Raw genomic sequence first — 22,851 nt, 5'->3', positions numbered from 1 at the left:
TTTTTATTTTCCCATTAATTGGTACTCTGTGGGATAGAGAGAAGAGGTCAGCATTTAGCTAATGCTTAATGGCACGCTAAACTGTAAGCACAGCTAGTGCATTTATATTACAGGCGATGTAACCAATTGCTAAAGGAGATTGATTTTGTAAAAGCTGCAAAATTTCATCCAGGATTTGTGAAAAACCTGCACTGTATCCCCGCCATAAATTTTCACACAGTTGATTTAAAATGCGATCGCCTGCAATATCATCTGTACCCGGACGCAGTAACCAATGAGTTCTGAGTATTTGAAAATGGCGAATATCATCAGTCTGTACAACCTGATTAATCTCTTTGGTAGCATTTTCAACTACTTTATCAGTTACTACCTTCATCACCAGTGGTTGTAGTGTAAATGCGGTTTCTTCAGAAATAAACCATTTTTCTAAAAGTGATTTTTGTTCTAATTCAATAATTGCTTCTAAAACTCTTGCTGGGTCAATAGATATTAGTAAGTGAGTTTGCAAGCGAGCAAAAGATATAGGTTCTTGCCAAATGGCTAACCAGTAAATAATGTCTCTTTCTAATTCTGAAAGTTTCTCTAATTGTTGTTTGAGAATAACACGCAAACGCTCGCCAATAATTAAAGTATTTTGATTGAGAAATGCAGCTATATTTCCAGCAAATACAGATTGAATGAATGGTGTTGCAAGTTTTAAAGCTAAGGGATTTCCGCGATAAAGCTGAATTAAAGCTGCTAAACCAAATTCTTTACCTGTAAATCCTCTCGATTTTAACAAATCTAAAGCATCTGTTTGTGCCAATCCATTTAAGGTGAGACTACAAACAGCTTTTGTATTCACTTCCAAAGGATTTTGTTTCTCTCTGCCAGTAGTGATGATACAGCTTTGATGACGATGGAGGCTTGATTGTTGGATAAATTTAGTTAATTCTGAATTTGATAAAACCGCATCTAATCCATCTAGAATTAATAAACAGTGCTGTTTTTGTAGATGTTGTATTACTTGGAAAGTATCTTTTTGGACATCACCACAAGCAGCTTGATTAAAAACACTTAATAAATTATCTAGTAAAGAAATAAGTGAAGGTGTATTATAAAGCGATTTCCAAATTAAACAATCAAACTGAGATTGCAGACGATCTGCGATAGCCAATGCGAGGGAAGTTTTACCAATACCACCAATACCAATAATGTTGATTAATTTACAACCATTATTAATCCATGCTTCTAATTGTAATAATTCCTCATTTCTCCCATAAAAGCTTTCAATATCAGGTGCTTCATTCCAATCTAGGAAAGGAGTAGTATTATCCAAGTTAATATCATGTACTTCTGCTATGTGTTCCCATTCACTAATACCTACAGCTTGACAGATAGCAATGAAGATTTCTTTTTGAATGCGATCGCCTTGCCAAAATCGTCGTAAAGTAGCTTTAGAAGTATGGGCATCTTGCCACCAACGTGCGGTGCTAGTTTTTGTCCATCCTAACCGTTGACGGGCTTTATCGACAATTTCTAATCCAGTGGTTGATGCTTTGAGAGAATTGGACATAGGTTTTTATTTAATATCGCAATGATGGTAACAGCGACATCTTAATTTTTATATCCAGTATTACAGTAAGGATGCGTTATTTGTCCATTATCTAATGTTGCAAGACCACCATCTTGTTTACGCTGTATATGATCAATTGAAATTGAATTTCTATGGATAAGTCCACCACAAATTTTACATCGCTGTATTCTTGGCAGTTCTTGTATAATAAAAATTCTACTTTTTTGACTTGTAGTAAAATCCTTGGCTGACGAATTAGTTTCTTGAGTTGTATTCCGAAGAGTCAAATAGTTAAAATCTTTAGAGATGATTTCATTAATAATTGCTTCAATCTCTAGACCATTTTTCAGATAGTTAATTACTTTTTGGAAAAATTTAGAAATGTGTTTATAGCTTTTATGGACAGACTTATACTTGTAATATATTTGCTGGCTTAGATAATCATATGCAATTAGAAAATCTTCAAATTTTTCTCTAACTGAAATAAAATCATTGATTTTGTTTCTTTTATCTAATTCTATAACAAAATCAACAATAGAAATAAATGCTACTGTCCTATATCTTCCTTCCTGAGAATAAAAATAAACTATTGGATGTAGACCTAAAGATAAGTTATCATTACTATTTAACCTCCGAGATATTTTCCTCACTTTACTTAAGAATTTTATAGTGGCTTCATCTGTCTTATCATCATTAATTTCATTATCACCTAACTCTATATCATTGACAACATTTACAAAATCAAAAATTAGTGACAGAGTTTGATTAGAATAAAGTTTTCCTCCCATTGGTAAATCAGAAGTGGTTATCCTATTATGTAACTTAGGTTCAAATAATATTTGATTAATTTCTTTGGCAATTTCTTCGATTTTATCTTGAATTTCATTTGAGAAAGATGACCAATATTTATGTCCTGTACCACTTCTGATAATAGCCCGTGCCGCAATACTATTAGGTTTAGTTCTAGATTTGATGAGTTGTAACTCAGTGTTGTTAATTGGAGCAGCTTGCTGATTTATTTTCAGGAAAGAACTTTCTGCTTTGCTTGCATCTCCTTCAACCCATTGAAGTTGAATTGCTACATATGATAAATTACGAGCATATTGAACAATTTCTGGTTTAAATTTTTCTGTGTTTGTCAAAGCATACCTTAAATCATCATATGGGCAGACTATTTTATTGACTAATTTTCGTGTTTCTTCAGCAAATTTTAATTGTTCATCAGGAATGACACCTTCATAAAATTCTTTTGAGATTTTTCCATCGCCGTAATCATCATTTACCCAAGCAAATAAAGCACTGAATCTATGGCTACCATCAATTACAAATAAGTGTCCCCCTGTACTTCGCCACAAAATAACCGCCGGTATTAAATCACCTTCTACAAAACTCTGTATAAATGCACAAATTTTCTTACTATCCCATTCGTTAGTTTCTCTTTGAAAATCTGGCTTTCTGAGATTTTGAAAGAAAAATGAATCTGCTTTGAAGTCCTCTATTGAAAGTGTGTCTTTCTTCTTCCCTGGATTAATATTTTCTTTGACTTCAAAATCTTCTCTTGGAATAAGAGCATCAAGATTAACTTTAGCCATAAATTTTACTTCCTGAATTAAATAATTATTATTTAAATTTGCAGTACGGTTACAGTTATCAACACGAATATTACCATACTTACAAACAGTATTATTGACTGCAAACCCCATACCTGATCCCAGCACTGAGCATCAACTGAGCATAAAACTGAGCATATCTCCCCGAAAAACCCACCTACGCTAGAGACATACAAAAACAAGCGTCAGGTAAAAATTATGATTGGCACTTTAGAACAGCAACCCAGTGGTTTATACATTTACACCCCCAACCAACAACCTCTAGCTTTTCCTCTCAAGCATACCGAAGTCAAAGCTAAGGTTGCTGGTAATATCTCACGGGTTGAAGTTACCCAAACCTTTGAAAATCCTTTTCACACTACCTTAGAAGCTACCTATATTTTCCCTCTACCCGATGAAGCTGCCGTCGATGATATGCTGATTCGGATAGGCGATCGCACTATTAAAGGTAGCATTAAAAAACGCCAAGAAGCACAAAAAATATACGAACAAGCCAAAAAACAAGGCCGCACAGCAGGACTCCTAGAACAAGAACGAGACAACATCTTCACTCAATCTCTAGCCAATATTCAACCCGGTGAACAAATTGATGTGATTATTCGTTACACCGACAGTCTCAAATTTGAGGGTGGAAATTATGAATTTGTTTTCCCGATGGTAGTTGGCCCTCGTTACGTTCCAGGGATAACTATTGAAGGAAGTTCAACGGGGAGTGGTTCTGCACCTACACCCATGTCTCTCAATCAAGATACTGATTTAGTGCCAGATGCTTCCCGGTTGAACGCTCCCATCCTTCCAGCAGGTACACGCTCTCGCCATGATATTAATGTCACCGTAGAAATTAACGCTGGTGTAGAAATTCAAAATATTAACTCACCCTCTCACCACATTCAAATTACCCGTACTGGAAAGCTGGCACAAGTAAAACTTGCAGGTGGAGACACTATCCCCAACAAAGACCTAATTCTTCGTTACCAAGTAGCTGGGAAGAATACACAAACTTGCGTACTCACTCAAGCAGATGAACGAGGTGGACACTTTGCAGTTTACTTAATTCCTGCCATCCAGTACAACCCAGATGAGTTTGTCCCCAAAGATATGGTGTTTCTAATTGACAGATCCGGTTCTCAAAGTGGCGCACCATTAATGCAATGTCAAGAATTAATGCGTCGTTTTATCACTGGACTTAATTCCCAGGACACTTTTAGCATTATTGACTTTTCCGATACCACACAGCAACTCTCACCTGTTCCCCTCTTCAATACTCCCGAAAATCGCTCACGGGCAATTAATTATATCAATCGCTTAAGTGCAGGTGGGGGAACACAGATGTTACGGGGGATTCAGACTGTGTTAAATTTCCCAGTCACAGATCCAGGTCGTTTACGAAATATTGTCCTACTTACCGATGGCTATATTGGTAACGAAAACCAGATTCTTGCCGAAGTGCAACGCCTTCTCCAGCCAGGAACTAGACTGCATAGTTTTGGTGCTGGTAGTTCTGTGAATCGGTTTTTGCTAAATCGAGTTGCGGAAATAGGTAGGGGTATTGCTCGCATTATCCGCCATGATGAACCAGTCAATCATGTGGTAGAAAAATTCTTCCGCCAAATTAATCATCCCGTATTTGCTAACATCCAATTGCACTGGGAAGGTGATGGTGAATTTCCTATCATGTATCCTTCCACACCACCAGATTTATTTGTAGAACAGCCATTAGTGTTATTTGGACGTAAACCAGATTGTCGTGCTGGCAAGCTGCACATTACAGGTATGGCTGGGGATGGTAGACGCTACCAACACATCTTTAATGTGAATTTTCAGGTGACGGGTAATCGCCTTCATCAAGAGGAGAAAGCCTCCCATTGCCAAAAGTCATTTATAAAAACGCACCTGAAAAAACAATGGGTGCAGGTGCAAGATGAAATTACAGCATACCTCGATTTTGATTGAGGCTGCAAATAAACATCAAGACCTGATCTAAAAATTAAAGGTTGTTCTCAACACACCAACAAAAATATCGTTATTTCTAGAAATATGCCCAGGGTCAGTAACAATAAAAAATCCCGGTGTAATGGCGATATTATCATTAACTAAATAACGGTAAAAAACCTCATAATGTGTAGAATTTCCAGTATCAGTATTAGCAATTAAATACCCGTTATTCAGCTTTAAAGGTTGACCGATGATCAAACCCAATAAATCACCCTTTCTGCCGAAAGGATCATATAAACCTACAGATGCTTGATAGGTGGTGCTGAAAGCAAAAGCATCTGATGTAACGGAATCAGTAACTGCTGCACCTCCCCACAAACTCAAAACCAAACTATCACTGACTTGCCATTTCATACTGGCATTAAGAGCATGAATTTGAGCAGGTTCATTTAATCCTCCAGAGGTATCTGCATTACCGCTACCTGTTCCAGTATCTAATTGACCGTCACTAGCATAAGCATTGACATAAGCTAAACCCGTAATTAAAGATGCTGTCGGTTTATATAAAAGTTGCACTCCTAAAGCACTATGATCTGCACTCAATACACCTTGATTATTATCGTTGCTATTTCTTGTTCCGTAGGCAAATTGCAACCGCATTTTATCTGACATCAACCAATCAAAACCGACTCCAGCATCGAGACTACCAATTCTGAATAAAGAAGTTGAACCTGCAAAAGAGGAAATTGCTCCCTGACCTGCATTAGCATAGGGAGAGTTAACGCTGAGAACACTACTTAAACTAAAACCTACAGGTTTAAAAGTGAATACGACTTTATCACCGAATCCGGCTATTCTATATTCTAAAGAATCTAATTGTACTTGATTATCATAATCTGCTTGCCAAGATAATCTGGCCATATTTGTATTAAAAGCTTGGGGATTACCAAAACTATCATCGGTGCTATTACCTGATGTTAAACCAATGCGAAAAACGTCTTTACCTGTAAAAGAAGAAGCTAATTGCAATTGGGTTAATTGAGTAAAAATTGTGTTAGCTTCTCCATTACCAGGAGGCTTACCACCAGCACCTGTAGCGATGCCAAATATAACTTGTCCAGCTAATTTAGTAGTAGTAGAAAACTGTTGTGATTGTATTTCTGCTGTCCGGTTCTCTAAATTATCAACCCTGCCTCTTAAAGTAGATAATTCTCCGGCAAATTGTTCTGATAATTTCTGTACTTGTTCTAAGTCTTCTCTTCTCACAACTTGAGATGAAGCACTTGCTAATAATTCATCAATTTTCTGCATGACCGCTTGTAAACCTGCGGCAAATTCATAGCGACTGAGGGAACGATTACCTTTAAATGTTCCATCTGGATAACCAGAAATGACACCATAACGTTCCACTAAAGATTGTAATGCTGTAAAAGCCCAATCACTAGGTTGCACATCAGATAATTGGGAAACAGATGTTACGCGGTTACTATCATCTAATGCTGCTGGATTTTGTGCTAATTGATCTAATTTTTCCGGTGGTTCTAGAAAAATTATTGGTGAATTATTCAGATATTCTGTATTATCTGCAAATGCTGGTAAATTCAAACAAATTAGAAATGCTCCAGATAAAAACAATAAATTCCTAGCACCCATGATAACTCCTCACTCTTGTTACAAAAAATTAGCGATCGCGTGCTACTCCCGTTGTCAAACTCCCACTATAGGGAATTCCATTTTGAGGTTCTTCTCCATTCACTCCAAAAACTTCAATCTGAGTTATTTGTCCATTTGCATTAATCACAGAACCACTGGCATTATTCCCACTTAAACCAGCTTTATTACTTACGCCTGTGTTCCCATCAATAGTAACGGTCCCTTTATCAAAATCTACACTAATTACCTTAGTAGCATTGGGATTATTCTCAGGAATAAAAATAGCCCTATTTCCTTCTGTTCGATAAAAAGTTCCTTTAGTTACTTGTGGATTTCTAATCCTCACAGAACCTGGGAACCGAGGATTTAAATCGCCTTCTGTTCCCCCTAAAGCATCTCTCAAGAAAGTGCTAGTAAACCCTTGAATGCGTTTAGTTTGATTCCTCAAAGCAGCCAAAGTTTGAGTTCTGACAAAATTTAGAGTTTCTTGTACTGGAGGCGCTTCCTGGGCAATTAAATTTTCTTGCCCCGGTGCTAAACCTCTAGTTAAATTAGTTGATTTATAAAAGCCTTGTAAATCAAATTCTTGTACTGTTCCTACCACACCATTTTTAACAGCTACGGTCTGGCCACCTTTGAGATTTACAGTCTTTTTATCTTGTTGGTCAGATATAGCAAATTCTCCATCAGTTAAAGCAAAAACCCTAGTGCTATTAGTTGTATTATCATGAATAACCATTGCCGCACTAGCTTTAGTTGCTGGTGAAAACAAAGGAGTTAATTCCGGGCTGACACTGGGAGAATTTACAGGATTTGCGGCAAAAATACTAATTTTACTTTGGGGTGTTTCTACTTCTGTTCCCACACTTCCCGGAGGACTCAAAATCAACGCCGTACCATTTTCCAACTTAAAAATCATTTCCTTCATAGCTATGCGATTTTTCAGTTGAAATCGCCGTACACCTGGTTCAAACCTGAACACACTGCGTTGATCTACTCGAATTAAAGATTTATCATTAAAAAACAATTCCGCTTGAGAACTAATCCCCGTTTTCACAGCATCAAGGGGAACTATCACATCTTTGAGTTTTGCAGGTCGTGGATTTTGATTTTTTAACCATAATTCCACACTTTGAATAAGTTTATAAAGTTCCGCACGGGTTAGCGGTTGGTCTTGGGCTGCTAATACAGGAGTCATCCAAGATAGTGCCAATAAACTGCTAACAATTAATTTGTGAGTTGTTGATAATATCATTTTCCTTGCAATATTTATCTAATCTGTTTAGGCAGGGAATGGGGAATAGGGAATAGGGAATAGGGAATAGGAAAAAAGATATCAATATCAAACTGTAAGTAAGCTGCTGTGCAGCTAGATTGTATATTGCGATATTGAGGAAAAGTACCCTGAAACTTTCTTCACTTTTGACTTTTGACTTTTGACTTTTGACTTGCTGTTGTGCATTTTAAATGCACAACAGCTTATTCCTAGCTTAAGTAATGACTAATCAACCAATAGCAGCAATAGCAAGGATTCAGAAATTTTAATTTCAGGAATGTTAGGGAGCATCTGTTTCTTTTCATTCTTTGTATTTCAATATTCCAGGTACATAACTGACGGCTGACGGCTGACGGCTGAATGCTTACATCAAACCATTGACAAATTCGCTTCTTCCTCAGCCTCTGGTTCATAACCATTTGTCAGTTTTTCAATTGCCCGATCAATTAAATCTAATCCTTGCTGCACAGTTTCTACTAAACTTAAATTGCCCCGCAATTCAGCCGCACCGACAAAACCTTTAGCATACCAAGTTAAATGTTTACGAGCTTGACGTACACCTCTATCACCTTTATATTCCCATAAAGCATATAAATGTTCTCTAGCACATTCCATTCTTTGAATTGGGTTTGGAGGTGGTAATAATTCTCCCGTTTTTAAGAAGTGGTCAACTTCACCGACTAAAAAAGGATAACCTAAAGTTCCACGGGAACACATTACTCCATCAGCACCGGTTTCTTCTAAACATTTCACGGCTGCTTCTACAGAGAAAATATCCCCATTACCAATCACAGGAATTGATAATATTTCCTTTACCCTAGCAATCCATTCCCACCGAGCATTACCATTGTATCCTTGAGCGCGAGTACGACCATGTACTGTAATCATTTGCGCTCCCGCATCTTCCATTCTTTTAGCAAAATCCAAAATGGTAATTTCCTGATCATTCCAACCAATGCGAGTTTTTACTGTCACGGGAACATCTACAGCTTTTACCACTTCCCGCACAATAGCTTCCGCTACTTCCGGTTGTCTTAATAAGGAAGAACCACCACCATTTTTAGTAATTTTATTGACTGGACATCCCATATTTATATCCACAGTATCCGCACCTTCAGCAACGGCTTTGACTGCTGCTTCGGCTAAAAAATCAGGACGACAATCAAATAATTGAATACTTATCGGGCGTTCGTTGGGGTCTACCTCCATAATTTTTGGTAGTTGTTTTACATAATGCAATCCCGTCGCGTTCACCATTTCGGTATACATCATCGACTCTGGTGCATAGCGACGCACCAAGCGACGAAATACCATATCTGTTACTCCCGATAATGGAGCCTGCAAAACCCGGCTTTTCACTTCAAAAGAGCCGATTTTTAATGGTTGGGCAAGTTTGGCTTGGAGAGTGGAAGAGATAGAAAGCATAGATACTAAATGTAAGTTGCTGGTTGAGAGTTTTAATTGGTAAGAATTCAGGAGTCAGGAGTCAGGAGTCAGCTTTTAGCTACAGAGAGAGTCAAGTTAGGGGATGCTGATAGCGTAGCTCGGCGTAAGCCATATAAATGTAAAACCGAGATAAATCAAAGGTTTGAGGCTGAGAAATTGGAAAGTAAGTGCAAGGGTTTTGAAGGTTGTACCATCAAAAGTGTACATTTAAGGTTGAATCAAGCAACAAATTTATAGATGGCAGCCCACAAGTCAAGTCTGTTCTTGCTGTGGTTTCCGTTGGGGAAAGGTTGATTTATCTGTGCGTTCAATACTGTGCTTGAATTGCGGTGCTGAACTGGATAGAGACGAAAATGCTTCTAAAAATATAGAAATGGTCGGCATGGGGCATCGGCACGACACGGCAGTTCCTCTACTTTGGGAGACCCCAAGACCGGACTGCCTCCTTAAACGGACGGGGAGCGACCATAAGACTACTATCGCCAGTGGCGACGCTGCGCGAACGGTAGCAAGTTGCGGTGAACCGTCAAGAATCGCCGACGTTTTACGTCGGTGAGTATGTCAAAACTACTTACATTCTAGTTGCAATGCAGCATCTACTAACTGATATTCTGCTATCGCTTGGGATAGTAATAAAGTTGCATCTACTAGATTAGCATCACGTCCCAATGCTTCTAATTTTGTACAAATTTGAGATAAATTTGTTGCCCCAACAATAGCACTACTAGACTTGAGAGCATGAGCTTCTAGTTGCAGTGTTTTTGCATCTTGTTTACTAATTGCATTCTGAATTGAGTGGAAACGTTGGGGTGTATCTTCCAGATAAGATTGTATTATTTGAATAAATTCTTCCTGGTTGTTACTGCAAACTATATCTCTGAGTTCTTCTAAAGCTGTGGCATCAAGTATATTATTATTAGGCATAAATTCAACAATTTTATTACTATTGATACCCTGCTTTTGACAGTTACTTAAAGCCTTGGTTAATGCTTCTATCTTAATAGGCTTAGTGGTGTAATCATTCATCCCTGCTTCCAAACATTTTTCCCTATCTCCCTGCATAGCATTTGCCGTCATGGCAATAATCCAAGGACGGGAAGATAATGGCCATTCTTGGCAAATTTGACGAGTTGCTGTCAAACCATCCATTTCTGGCATTTGTAAGTCCATTAATATAACATCATAGGGCTGCCTGCGTAAAGCTGTTAACACTTCTAAACCATTTGCTGCGACATCAGCGCGGTATCCTAGACGTTGTAATATATTTAGGGCAACTTTCTGATTCACTACATTATCTTCAGCAACAATAATTTTTAAGGGTATTTTTTCTGCCATCAGTCCATCAAATTTGGATTTTGTCGGTGCAGAAATATTTTTTTGATCAACGACATGATCATGACTAAAAATCCCAGTTAAGATATTTAAAATTTGAGATTTCTTAATAGGTTTAGTTAGATATGCGGCAAACTCAGACTTTATGCTTTGAGAATTTCCATGACTCTGCACATAGCCAATAGGAGTAAGCATGACTAAAGGCAATTGTTGACAATTAGGCAGTTGACGAATCTCTTCTGCTAAATTTAACCCATCTATTTCTGTCAACTGCATATCTAAAATAGCCATGTCAAAGCGTTGTTCCTGAAGATATTTGAGTGCTGCTTTTCCAGATTCTACAGCTACAGGAAACATCCCCAAAGATTTACATTGTAGCATCAATGCTTGGCAATTTGTAACATGGCTATCAACTATTAACAAACGTTTATAATTAATCAATTTTTGCTGCACATAGTCATCTTGAATATCTGACTGATTTACATAAGATGTGACAATAGTAAATATAAAACTAGAACCTTTACCAACTACACTTTCAACCCACATTTTACCTCCCATTAATTCAGTTAATCTCTGGCTAATTACTAATCCTAAACCTGTACCACCATAATGACGAGTTGTGGAAGCATCGACTTGACTAAATGGTTGAAATAACCTATACATTTTATCTTCAGGAATACCTATTCCTGTATCTTTGACGGTAAATTTGATTTCGTATAAGAGGTTTTTGTCAGTAATAATTGGAAAATTTAATTGGTTTTTTATTTGACTACTAACGGAAATGATAACTTCACCACAATTAGTAAATTTAATAGCGTTACTAAGTAAATTAACTAATATTTGTCTTAAACGAGTAGCATCTCCCTTAATAAATTCAGATATTTCTGTATCCATTAAATAAGCAAGTTCCAAGCCTTTCTCACTAGCTTTGGGAGCAACTAAATCGAAAGATTCTTCAATACAATTTCTCAAATTAAAAATTTGCTCTTCAATTTCTAACCTTCCAGATTCAATTTTAGAGAAGTCAAGGATATCATTAATTATAGTTAACATCGCATCTCCGCTATTGCGGATGATTTCTGTAAACTCTTGCTGTTGTGGAGTTAATTGTGTGTCCAACAACAAGCCAGTCATACCAATTACTGCATTCATAGGTGTGCGAATTTCATGGCTCATAGTTGCTAAAAATTCGCTTTTGGTAAGGTTGGCAATTTCCGCTTCTTCTTTGGCAGATTTGAGTTGTTCCTCCGCTAGTTTCTTCTCGGTAATATCTGTAATTGTGCCTACTACACGATAAGGATTACCCTGTTCATCACAAATACATTTTCCTTTAGCAGCTATCCAAATGTAATTGCCATTTCTATGTTTAATGCGATGGGTATTTTGATAAACATCTGTCTTTCCTTCTAGATGATTATGAATATCCCATAGAACTTGATGCAGTTCATCGGGATGCACATTATCTGCCCAGGTAGAATACAGGTGAGGTAATAATTCTTTTTCATATCCTAAAATCCTCATCCAAGCAGGGGAATAATAAACTTCATTAGTAATTAAGTTCCAATCCCAAATACCATCATTTGTCCCAGAAATTGCTAATTCATAACGTTCTTCCCGTTCACGTAATATTTGTTCAATTGTTTGTCGTCGTACAACTTCTGATGCTAGTTCATCATTAGTTATTGATAATTCTTGAGTGCGTATTCTCACCCTTTCTTCCAGTTTTTCATTGGCATTTTTTATTTCTTGGAACATTTGATGTAGTGCCATGACCATAGACTTAAAGTTACGAGTCAGAGAGTCTATTTCGGCAATATTGCTGTTGTTAATAATAATATCTTCTTGTGCAAGAATTTTTTGAGGTAAATCAGTAGTAACTTGAGTTAGCTTCAACAGAGGTTCAACTAATTTATTACTGAGAATAACAGCAGCTATCAAAGCCATGACAGCAGCTAATAACATAATTGACAGATTGTTGATAAAAATTTTACGAATATCATCTATTTTCGGCTTGGTTGGTAACTCGACTAATAATTTTAGGGGAAAAATATCATCTAAATTACTGATTTGAGAATAAAAAGATTTTTCCCATTTCCATATAGCTGGAATATTAGGTGAGTCCGGTAAAAAATGCACTACATTATTATATAGATTGCGGATTTTTTTATTTTGGTGTTTTTCAAATTTTTCAAGGACTTTTGATGTGTTTAAATTAGTAGCTATAATTCTGTTTTGATCATCTATGATGATGATTTCAAAATCCGGATTAGTAGAATTTTTTTTAATTATTTGATTTAACTTTTCCAGATTAATTTCGCCAAAAACAGCACCTATAAACTGATTATTTCTAACAATTGGTACACCTAATATTAAAATCTCATTTTTTCCATTTGGTGTAGATGCTACTACTATATCAGTTGTCACTAAAGATGTATTTGTTTTGAGTTTTTGAAAATCTGCTCTTTGTTGAATTTTTAAATACGCTTTTCTTGTTTGTGGGTGTAAAGCAATCAGTTCCCCCTTTTGATCAACTATATAAATATGATTAAATTGAGGAAATATTTTTTGAGTAGTTTTTAAAACTTCTTCCAGATTATCATTAGTATTTTCAGATATACTCGCTAGAGTATTAGCAATATTTTTGAGAATTGTTAAATGGGTTTCTTGCCATAACTGAATATTATTTTTTAATGATAATGACAATGAGTTTAATGTTTTGACAATCTCCATTTCCGCATTATCATAAGCACGAAGAGCATTATTTATATTAAGAGTCATTACCGGGAAAAACACGAAAGAAATTAATAAAATAAACAGGGATTGCTGCCAAGAAATCGTATATTTATTTTTGGTAATTTTCAACCATTTATCAATAGGTAAATAGTTAATCACTAAGCTACTAACTAAGGCATTAAAAAAACCATTAACAGCCTGTTTTAATAAAATTAATAATGTAGCTATAAAGCTAACATTTAATGCTCCCCCATAGAATATAGCTACCAATGGCATACCTAAAATCATCCAGTAAATGCCATCTAATAAAAGCAGATTTTGACTTTTTTTGCGTAAAAGTAATCCGACAAATAACGTCTCACAAGTAAAAATGATCATTGCATAAGGATGTCCCCACATTAAATAAGTACAACTACTACTAATAATTGCAGCAACAGTCCCCCAAAAACATCCATAAATAGCTACGACAAGTAAAACGGCTATACTGCCAAAGAGAAAGTCAACCCCAAAAAATAGTGTGATCTTAAAATAATTCCTTAGATAACCTGCAATGATTAACAATACCAGCAGCAATATATGTTTTTCCTTAACAGTTACTCCTGGTAATTATAATAGGTTAGTAATAAACTGCATATTAATTAAGGGTTGCTAAAAATTAGTTATTATAGTTTTGGATCAAAATTTGCCAATTAATATTCGCAGCAGCATTAAGTAGAGTTTCGCTCACAAAGTTAACAAAACGGTTATTGCTACTAAATACTCAGTGTTGACCTTCAAACCTGCTGAAGGCATTTGCTTTGTATAACTATGTTAGCGTGGGGTTTTTAAATAACTACAGCTAGTAACAGGATATAGACTTCCTTGCAGTTGTTATGGACTACGGTTATACATCATGCTGATAGCTGAAGGTTGATCTAAAAATTGATTTATATACTGGAAAATATATCAAAATTAGTAATTTTTATTGTAAAAACTGTAGTTAAGATTTGTATTATTCTATGACCGTAGAACCGAAACGATAACCTTTTCCGTACACTGTGTGAATCAGTGCCGATTCACTACCGACCTCAATTTTACGACGTAATAAGCGAATTAATGCCGCAATGACATTACTTTCCGGATGTTCATCATTTGTCCACAAATGTTGCATAATCTGGCTGTGAGTAAGTAATTGTCCGGAATGTTCCATAAAATATTGTAGTAGCTGACTTTCTTTTTGTGATAGTTCAATAATTCTCCCTTGACGATAAGCAATCTGATTTTCTACATCAAGTTCTAAATCAGCTACTAATAAACGCCCTGTGGTAGTGCTGTAGGACTCAATACCAGAACGACGTAATAAAGCTCGGACTCTTGCTAGTAACTCCCGCAGTTCAAAAGGTTTCACTAAATAATCATCTGCACCGGCATCTAAACCCTTGACACGGTCATCTAGAGTATCTTTAGCAGTGAGAAATAGAACAGGGGTAATTTTAGCTTGACGACGCAATTCTTGACAAATTTCTAACCCTGTTTTTCCTGGTAACATCCAATCTAAAATTAGTAAGTCATAACTGCCTGTTTGTGCAAGTTGGCTGCCGTTATTTCCGTTATAAGCAGTATCAACAATATAACCCTCACGAGTTAACACACGACTCAAGGGGTCAGTGAGTTCAACTTCATCATCAACTAATAAAATTCTCATGCTGCTTGTGATAAGCATATAATAAACCGCAAAGACAAAGACACCAAAAAATAATGCTGACTGTTGCACTACCGAAAGGGGAATTACTTAAAAATAGCATCCGCCTCCTAAAATCAGTAGGATTAGATTTTAGTGGTTTTTTAGATTCTGGAAACCGCCAACTACAAATTCCTGATGCTAGTGGACAAGCGAAGGGGCTGTTAGTACGGGCGCAAGATGTACCTGTTTATGTAGAATATGGTCAGGCACAATTGGGTATTGTCGGTTACGATGTACTACAAGAGAAAAAGCCACAAGTTGCACAATTAGTTGATTTGCAATTTGGTTATTGTCGAATGTCCGTAGCTGTAAAAGCTTCTAGTTCCTATAAGTCTCCTTTAGATTTACCCGCTCACGGTCGAGTTGCTTCTAAATATGTAAATTGTGCGCGGGAATATTTCCAAAGTCTAGATTTACCTGTAGAAATAGTTCCTTTATACGGTTCAGTGGAACTAGGACCAATTACAGGGATGTCTGAGGCAATTGTTGATATCGTTTCTACAGGTAGGACTTTGCGTGAAAATGGTTTAGTTGAGATTGCTACCTTGTATGAAAGTACGGCTAGGTTAATTGTCCATCCTTTGAGCTATCGTCTCAATATGGGTAATTTGCATCAAGTGGTGGAACAGATGCGAGTTGAACAGTTAACAGTTAACAATTGATAATTGACAATTGATAATTGATAATTGATAATTAATCCATTCAAGGTTGAAAGCCTTCCTTTTTTTAGGGGAAACAGATAAAAGTTTTCCATTTGACCGAAAATAATGGGATACAAGCCCCGCCCTTGCAGGGCGGCTTTATTTATGTTATGTTAATTGCCGTAGATGTTTTCCACGTCAAATGATTGTTCTAGAGTTTAAGGCAAAAGGGAAAACAACTCAATATGCTGCTATTGATGAAGCGATCAAAACTGCTCAATTTGTCCGCAACAAGTGTATCCGTTTTTGGATGGATAATCGTGGTGTGGGACAGAAAGATTTGTATCGCTACAATACTGTCTTAAGGGCTGAGTATTCCTTTGTTAAAGACTTAAACTCCCACGCTTGTCAGGTAGGTGTGGAAAGAGCTTATAGTTCCATCGCTCGGTTTTACGATAACTGTAAAAAGTTTATTCCTGGAAAGAAGGGTTATCCAAAGTTCAAGAAAAATAACCGTTCGGTGGAATATAAAACCTCTGGTTGGAAGTTGTCACAAACGAGAAAACAAATAACTTTCACTGACAAAAAAGAGATTGGCAACCTCAAACTAAAAGGAACATGGGATTTAAACTTCTACCCCATAGAACAGATCAAACGAGTTAGGTTAGTACGTCGTGCTGACGGGTATTATGTCCAATTTTTAATTAGTGTAGACAACAAAGTAGAAACACAACCAACCGGTAAAACTATTGGTTTGGATGTTGGATTAAAAGAGTTCTATACAGACAGCAATGGGCATAGTGAACCTAATCCTAGATTTTATCGGACTGGAGAAAAACGATTAAAGTTTTATCAACGTCGTGTTTCTCGTCAGAAAAAAGGCTCTATCAACCGTAAGAAAGCCATTAATAGATTAGGGCGAGTACACCTGAAAATAAGTAGGCAACGTGAAGAACACGCTAAGAGAGTAGCGCGTTGCGTAATCCAATCTAACGATTTGGTAGCCTATGAAGATTTGAGGATTAAGAATTTAGTAAAAAATCATTGTCTGGCCAAATCTATTAATGATGCTGGTTGGTATCAATTCAGAAAGTGGTTAGAGTATTTTGGTGTTAAGTAGAGGTAATTGTCAATTGTTGAACTAAGTAAAAAGGCGCGAAAAAACCAAAGTATATAACAAAAAGTAAAGTTGCTCAAAAGCCTCTTCCCTCCTGCCTTCTGCCTCCTGCCTCCTGCCTTGTCATAACGACAATTTTTAACGCCGACCTACTTATTATTTAGGTTTGACTTCACCAAATCTAATTATCAATGCGATCGCAATACTCACAACCAAAATCAACGTCATACTCAAAGCTGAACCAAAACCCCAATTTTGAGTAGCACCGAGAAACTGGTTATAAACTAACCGTGCTGCGGTCATACTAGAAGCACCACCCAATAATTCTGGGTCAATAAAATCCCCCAAAGCAGTGATAAATACCAACAAAGAACCAGCAGCAATCCCTGGAAAAACTTGCGGTACAGTCACTTTCCAAAAAGTTTGCACTGGATTTGCACCCAAATCAGCAGCAGCTTCTAATAAACGTTGATCCAGTTTTTCCAAAGAAGCATACAAAACTAAAACCATGTAAGGCAGTAAACTGTAACTCATGCCAATTAATACTGCGGGATTACGGTTCAATAATTCCAAAGCAGGTAAACCTAAACTAGTCAGTATACTATTCAATAATCCTGTAGGACGCAGAATAGTAATCCAAGCATAAGAACGCAACAAAGAAGAAGTCCACAAGGGTAGAATAAACCCTAACAACAGCAAATTACGCCAGCGTTTAGGTGCTATTTGAGCAATCCAATAAGCAACAGGAAACCCCAAAATTAAACAAATAATAGTTGTCTTAATGGCAAAAAATAAAGAATTGAATATGACTTGTAAGTAAAGAGGTTCTAAAATACGGATATAGTTTTTAATTCCATTAGGATTAACAATATCTCCTGGTCGAATATCTGTTACCAAACTCAATTGAAAAATTATGAATGTTGGTAGTAATAATAATATTAATAACCAAATCCCTGCTGGTGCAAGTAAGGCTAAAGGTGGAAACAATTTCACAGGATAGCGATGCAATTGCACTTTTTTGACAATATTATTAGGGGATTCAATGGGGGAATTAGGACTTTGAATAGACACGAATAAATACCTTCAGGGTGTAAGGGTGTAGGGGTGTAAGGGTGTAGGGGTGTAGGGTGTAGGGGTGTAAGGGTGTAAGGATGTAAGGGTGTAGGGGTGTAGGGGGAAAACTTAATTCTTAGGGACTTCCAGAAATTAAATTATTCAATGAGTGAGAACCAATATGAGTATGAGATTCTTCCTCCCCTGCGCCCCCTGCTTCCCCTGCTTCCCCTGCTGACCCAAACGATGGAATATTTTTTTAGTTGGAAGTCCCTTACTTCTGCCTTCTGCCTTCTGCCTTCTGCCTCCTGCCTCCTGCCTCCTTATTCATGCTAATAATTGAGTCCAATATCGCTCATAAACTTCTTCAACTTTGCCTACAGGAGTGAGACGTTCACACTTTTCTAAAATTGATGCCGGAGGAAATAAACTAGTATTAGTTTGAATTTCTTTTGGTAATTGTTCAAACCCAGCACGATTAGGAGTAGCAATCTTCAGCCTTTTGCTGATTGCAGCCGCTACATCTGGTTGTAGTAGCAAGTTAATCCAACTATAGGCAACAGGTAGGTTAGGGGCTGTTTTGGGAATAACAATAGTATCTGTCCATAGTGAAGAACCACTGCGAGGAATTACATATTTAAGTTTGGGGTTTTCTTGGGATATTTTAACTCCATCAGCAGAGTAACACATGGCTAATAATAAATCTCCTGCTAAAATTTGGTTTTGCCAAGCATCGGTGTCAAAAGCAGCAATAGCAGGTTTTAATAATTTCAATTTTTCATAAGCTGCTTTAATTTCGGTTTCATTTTGGGAGTTGTAAGAATAACCAAGCATCTTTAATGTTGCACCCATCACCTCCCGCACATCATTGAGTAAGGTCATGCGCTTATAAAGTTGATCTTGATTTTGCCAAAGATACTCCCAATCTTCAGGTGGAGTTGCTAACTTTTCTGAGTTGTACAGTAACCCGGTTGTTCCCCAATTAAAAGGAATACTATAACGATTATTAGGGTCATAACTAGGATTTTGAAATTGGGTAAATAAATTTTCTAACCCAATTAAATTTTCATGATTGATTGCTGTTAATAAATTTTTATCTACCATCTTCTGCACCATATAGTCAGATGGATAGATAATGCTATAAGAGGCAGCACCTCCAGCTTGTAATTTAGCCAGCATCACATCGTTGGAATCATAAACATCTGCCAATACTTTTATCCCCGTTTGGGCAGTAAAAGTAGATAATAATTCTTGATCAGTATATTGACTCCATGTATATATAGATAGGCTGTCCTTTTGACCAGAATTACCAGAATTACCAGAATTAGTATAATTAGCGTTGACATTAGCTAATTTCCAGCCACAACTACTTAAAGACAAGCCAGAAAACGCTAACATCCTTTTGATGAATAGTCTTCTGTTAGTTATTTTAGTCATTATGGATTTTTTACCTTGATGCTTCTTGACTAATAGCTAAACAGTCAGTTTCTGCCCACCAAATATAAATAGGCGTGTTATGGTCTGGTAAGCTGCCAAAGATGTTGGGTTGTAAAACATTAATATTTATGCCGTTGGCTAATTCCACAACATAATTAACATGAGTACCCAAATACATGATATTAACTAACCTACCTTCAAAGCAATTGCTGGGTAAATTTGGTTGATAAAGAGAAATTTGAATTTTTTCTGGACGCACACTTAATACTACAGCTTGCAATAATCCAGTCGGTGTATCTTCTGTACGCGCAGCAACAATAGACAGTCCTGTTTTGGTCAACACTTTGACACAATCAGATTCAACTGTAGTTATTTCCCCGCTGAATAAATTTGTATCACCAATAAAGTCAGCGACAAAAGCGGTTTGAGGACGTTCGTAAATTTCGCTAGGAGTACCAACTTGTTCAATTTTGCCCTGATTCATCACCGCGATGCGGTCAGATAAGGATAGTGCTTCCGCTTGATCGTGTGTCACCATCACAAATGTTAATTCTAACTCCTTGTGGAGATTGCACAGTTCAACCTGCATTTCCTTACGCAATTTTAAATCTAAAGCTCCCAATGGTTCATCCAAGAGTAAAACAGCAGGACGATTAACTAAAGCCCTAGCTAAAGCCACTCGTTGTTGTTGACCACCAGAAAGTTGAGAGGGTAAACGCGATCGCAAACTTTCCATTTTTACGAGTTTTAAAGCTTCTGTCACCCTACTATTAACTTCGGATTTGGATAATTTTTTTAACCGCAGTCCAAATGCAATGTTCTCCCACACATTTAAGTGATTAAATAAAGCATAGCTTTGAAACACAGTATTGATAGGTCTGCGGTAAGGAGGTACATTAGCCATCAACTGGCCTTGAATCAACAACTTACCTGCATCAACCCTTTCAAATCCCGCAATTAAGCGGAGTATGGTTGTCTTCCCACAACCTGAAGGGCCTAAAATACTAAAGAACTCACCCTGTCTCACATCCAAGTCCACACCATGTACTGCTGGTTCTTGGTTGAAAAACTTGAATACATTACGTAATTCAACATCAAGCGGCTGAAAATTAGTTACACCCCTCTGATTCTGCATCACAGTTTGAGCCATAGTCTTCAGTAGAATGCCGTGATATGACGAAACTTAGTTAGGAAATGTAGGCTATTAACGTAGACTACAAACAACGATGTGGTTTATTGTAACCGCCAAAAACACCCTTGTTAAAAATATACTTGCCATTATTTTGTTCTGTGTACCGGGTGACAGCTACAAACCATTGACTAAATAAATAGGTAGACATAATTAAATGTAAAATACCAACAAGATCAAGCTGCAAGCGAAACAAGCTTTTACCTCCACTCTTGGAGCATTCTGCCTTAAAGCCTCCTAATTGTTAATTTTCAGACATTTTTTTTAATCTTATGGCTATATTACCATCACTACCTAACAGTCAAAAAAATACTCGTACAGTTGGGCGTAATTCCCAGTCAATATTTTTAATATTATTCACCTTATTGATGACATCGGGAATAGGCGCTCGTTTAGCTTATTTGCAAATTATTGAGGGGCCAAAACTGCGACAACGGGCAGAAGCTAACCGGATTAGAATGATTCCCAAACAACCGGAACGAGGCAACATTTTTGACCGTAATGGCAAACTGTTAGCAACTACTCGCTATCCCCGGTCTGTGTATTTGTGGCCAATGGCTCATACCAAACCTTCATGGTCAGTTGTCGGGCCGCGTCTGTCCCAAATCCTGGATATTCCTCAAGAGGACATGGAAACCAAACTAGAGCAAGCCGGGGCTAATTCAGCTTCTCTAATTCGCATTGCCCGTAATGTAACTGAAGAGCAAATTACAGCCTTGAAAGAATATGAAAACGAATTACCAGATGTAGAAATTAATACGGAAGCTGTGCGTTATTATCCCCAAGGTAGGGAATTGGCGCATATACTTGGCTACACCCGCGAACTAACAGCAGAACAGTTAAAAAAGAGACAGTCTGAAGGCTATCGTCTCGGTGATGTAATTGGGCAAATGGGCGTAGAAAAAGCCTATGAAAAAACACTCCGGGGTGAATGGGGTGGTCAGCAAGTAGAAGTTGATGGTGCTGGTAGACCGTTGCGGGTATTGGGAGAAAAACAAGCCAAAGCTGGTAATGATTTGCACCTAACTATAGATGTGGAAATGCAAAAGGTAGCCGAAAAAGCTTTGGGTAATCGGAATGGAGCAATTGTCGCACTCAACCCTAACAACGGTGAAGTTTTAGCAATGGTATCCCATCCTACTTTTGACCCGAATATTTTTTCTAAGCAGAAACTCTCTCAAAAAGATTGGGAAAGTGTCCAAGGTGAGGAACATCCTTTAGTTAATCGTGCCTTGAGTGCTTTTCCACCTGCGAGTACCTTTAAAATTGTCACCACTACTGCGGGAATAGAATCAGGTAGATTTTCTCCCAACACAGTCCTACAAACCTATGGTTCTTTAACTATTGGTGGGACAAGATTTGGTGAATGGAACCATGCGGGATTTGGTCCTTTGGGTTTTGTGGGTGCAATGCAATGGAGTAGTGATACCTTCTTTTATCAAATTGGTAAAGGAGTAGGGGGTCCGAAATTAATTGAATGGACTCGCAAATATGGTTTTGGTGAAAAAACTGGCTTTGAATTCTCCACAGAAGAAGCAAAAGGTTTAGTTCCTGATGACAACTGGAAGCAGAAAGCATGGAAAATGCCTTGGACTGTAGGCGACACTATTAATATGTCCATTGGTCAAGGTGCTTTACAAACTACACCTCTACAGGTAGCTGTGATGTTTGCTGTCCCTGCTAATGGTGGTTATCGAGTCAAACCGCATTTGCTTAAAGATAATGGGGATGCAAAAAAATGGCGCGAATCTCTAAACATGAAGCCAGAAACTCTTAAAATCCTCCGTGAAGGTTTGCGTAAAGTGGTATCTGAAGGTACAGGTAAAGCTTTAAATAAACCAACTATTCCTCCAACATCCGGTAAGAGTGGGACAGCGGAAGCTTGGAAGGGCAGGTCTAAACAAAATCACGCTTGGTTTGGAGCTTTTGCACCTGCTGATAAACCAGAAGTTGTGATTGTGGCTTTTGCTGAACATTCTGGTGGTGGTGGTGGTAGTGTCGCTGCACCAATGATTTTAGACATTATGGAAGAATATTTTGCCCGGAAGTATCCAGGGAAGTATAAAAAAGGTGACAGTTAAGAGGAAAGGGAGCAGGGAGCAGGTAGCAAGGGGGAAAATTCTTCTCCCCTACACCCCTACACCCCTACAC

At 37.5% G+C, this 22,851-nt stretch carries 14 protein-coding genes and 2 pseudogenes; 5 read left to right on the top strand and 11 right to left on the bottom strand.

Translation table 11 applies throughout. From position 1 onward, the window contains the following. Window positions 1-76: 76 nt before the first annotated feature. Entirely contained in the window at window positions 77-1,555 is a 1,479-nt protein-coding gene (locus A0J48_RS19165; protein ID WP_200325861.1) for an NB-ARC domain-containing protein, read from the bottom strand. Window positions 1,556-1,596: 41 nt separating this feature from the next. Then, entirely contained in the window at window positions 1,597-3,273 is a 1,677-nt protein-coding gene (locus A0J48_RS19160; protein ID WP_325078909.1) for an HNH endonuclease, read from the bottom strand. A 90-nt stretch (window positions 3,274-3,363) separates the two neighbouring features. Here A0J48_RS19160 and A0J48_RS19155 point away from each other — a divergent pair. After that, a pseudogene (locus A0J48_RS19155) lies at window positions 3,364-5,001 on the top strand (VIT domain-containing protein); the annotation flags it as partial. 144 nt (window positions 5,002-5,145) lie between these two features. On the opposite strand, the gene A0J48_RS19150 reads toward A0J48_RS19155, so the two are convergent. The 3 genes from A0J48_RS19150 to dusB all read right to left on the bottom strand — a co-directional run bounded on the left by A0J48_RS19150 (window position 5,146) and on the right by dusB (window position 9,454). Continuing rightward, on the bottom strand, window positions 5,146-6,753 hold the full coding sequence (locus A0J48_RS19150) for an iron uptake porin (RefSeq protein ID WP_200325857.1): 1,608 nt from the start codon (window positions 6,751-6,753) through the stop codon (window positions 5,146-5,148). Window positions 6,754-6,781: 28 nt separating this feature from the next. Beyond that, a complete protein-coding gene (locus tag A0J48_RS19145) occupies window positions 6,782-8,008 on the bottom strand; it encodes a FecR family protein (protein WP_200325855.1) in 1,227 nt (408 codons plus the stop codon). A 390-nt stretch (window positions 8,009-8,398) separates the two neighbouring features. Continuing rightward, a complete protein-coding gene (gene dusB, locus A0J48_RS19140) occupies window positions 8,399-9,454 on the bottom strand; it encodes a tRNA dihydrouridine synthase DusB (protein WP_200325854.1) in 1,056 nt (351 codons plus the stop codon). Window positions 9,455-9,692: 238 nt separating this feature from the next. Here dusB and A0J48_RS27150 point away from each other — a divergent pair, with 238 nt between their 5' ends. Then, window positions 9,693-10,031 (top strand): zinc ribbon domain-containing protein, encoded by a 339-nt coding sequence (locus A0J48_RS27150; protein ID WP_325078911.1) that lies wholly within the window; start codon window positions 9,693-9,695, stop codon window positions 10,029-10,031. 11 nt (window positions 10,032-10,042) lie between these two features. Here the strand turns inward: A0J48_RS27150 and A0J48_RS19130 are convergent, their stop codons facing one another. Together A0J48_RS19130 and rppA are read right to left on the bottom strand one after the other, a co-directional pair. Continuing rightward, window positions 10,043-14,113, bottom strand: a complete 4,071-nt coding sequence (locus tag A0J48_RS19130; RefSeq protein ID WP_200325852.1) for a response regulator — start codon at window positions 14,111-14,113, stop codon at window positions 10,043-10,045. Between the two features lie 418 nt (window positions 14,114-14,531). Beyond that, window positions 14,532-15,242, bottom strand: coding sequence for a two-component system response regulator RppA (rppA, locus tag A0J48_RS19125; RefSeq protein ID WP_234301024.1), 711 nt, complete (start codon window positions 15,240-15,242; stop codon window positions 14,532-14,534). 35 nt (window positions 15,243-15,277) lie between these two features. Here rppA and hisG point away from each other — a divergent pair, with 35 nt between their 5' ends. Both hisG and A0J48_RS19115 read left to right on the top strand, forming a co-directional pair. Beyond that, on the top strand, window positions 15,278-15,925 hold the full coding sequence (hisG, locus tag A0J48_RS19120; RefSeq protein ID WP_200325850.1) for an ATP phosphoribosyltransferase: 648 nt from the start codon (window positions 15,278-15,280) through the stop codon (window positions 15,923-15,925). 181 nt (window positions 15,926-16,106) lie between these two features. After that, window positions 16,107-17,021 (top strand): annotated as a pseudogene (locus tag A0J48_RS19115) (RNA-guided endonuclease InsQ/TnpB family protein); the annotation flags it as partial. A gap of 156 nt (window positions 17,022-17,177) precedes the next feature. Here the strand turns inward: A0J48_RS19115 and A0J48_RS19110 are convergent. The 4 genes from A0J48_RS19110 to A0J48_RS27495 all read right to left on the bottom strand — a co-directional run bounded on the left by A0J48_RS19110 (window position 17,178) and on the right by A0J48_RS27495 (window position 20,851). Then, window positions 17,178-18,092 (bottom strand): ABC transporter permease, encoded by a 915-nt coding sequence (locus A0J48_RS19110; protein WP_200325848.1) that lies wholly within the window; start codon window positions 18,090-18,092, stop codon window positions 17,178-17,180. 309 nt (window positions 18,093-18,401) lie between these two features. After that, window positions 18,402-19,502 (bottom strand): polyamine ABC transporter substrate-binding protein, encoded by a 1,101-nt coding sequence (locus A0J48_RS19105; RefSeq protein WP_200325877.1) that lies wholly within the window; start codon window positions 19,500-19,502, stop codon window positions 18,402-18,404. A gap of 19 nt (window positions 19,503-19,521) precedes the next feature. After that, complete coding sequence (locus tag A0J48_RS19100; protein WP_200325846.1) at window positions 19,522-20,661, bottom strand: ABC transporter ATP-binding protein; 1,140 nt, start codon at window positions 20,659-20,661, stop codon at window positions 19,522-19,524. 64 nt (window positions 20,662-20,725) lie between these two features. Further along, window positions 20,726-20,851 carry a hypothetical protein gene (locus tag A0J48_RS27495; protein ID WP_267910320.1) on the bottom strand — a complete coding sequence of 42 codons (126 nt, stop codon included), beginning with the start codon at window positions 20,849-20,851 and terminating at the stop codon, window positions 20,726-20,728. A gap of 121 nt (window positions 20,852-20,972) precedes the next feature. Between A0J48_RS27495 and mrdA the strand changes: the two genes are divergently transcribed. Next, window positions 20,973-22,781 (top strand): penicillin-binding protein 2, encoded by a 1,809-nt coding sequence (gene mrdA, locus A0J48_RS19095; protein WP_200325844.1) that lies wholly within the window; start codon window positions 20,973-20,975, stop codon window positions 22,779-22,781. Window positions 22,782-22,851: the final 70 nt, after the last annotated feature.

The organism is Sphaerospermopsis aphanizomenoides BCCUSP55 (genome assembly GCF_001586785.1).
Lineage (GTDB): Bacteria > Cyanobacteriota > Cyanobacteriia > Cyanobacteriales > Nostocaceae > Sphaerospermopsis_A > Sphaerospermopsis_A aphanizomenoides_A.
The sequence above is the reverse complement of the archived record's forward strand: the minus strand, read 5'-3'. Positions and strand labels throughout refer to the sequence as shown.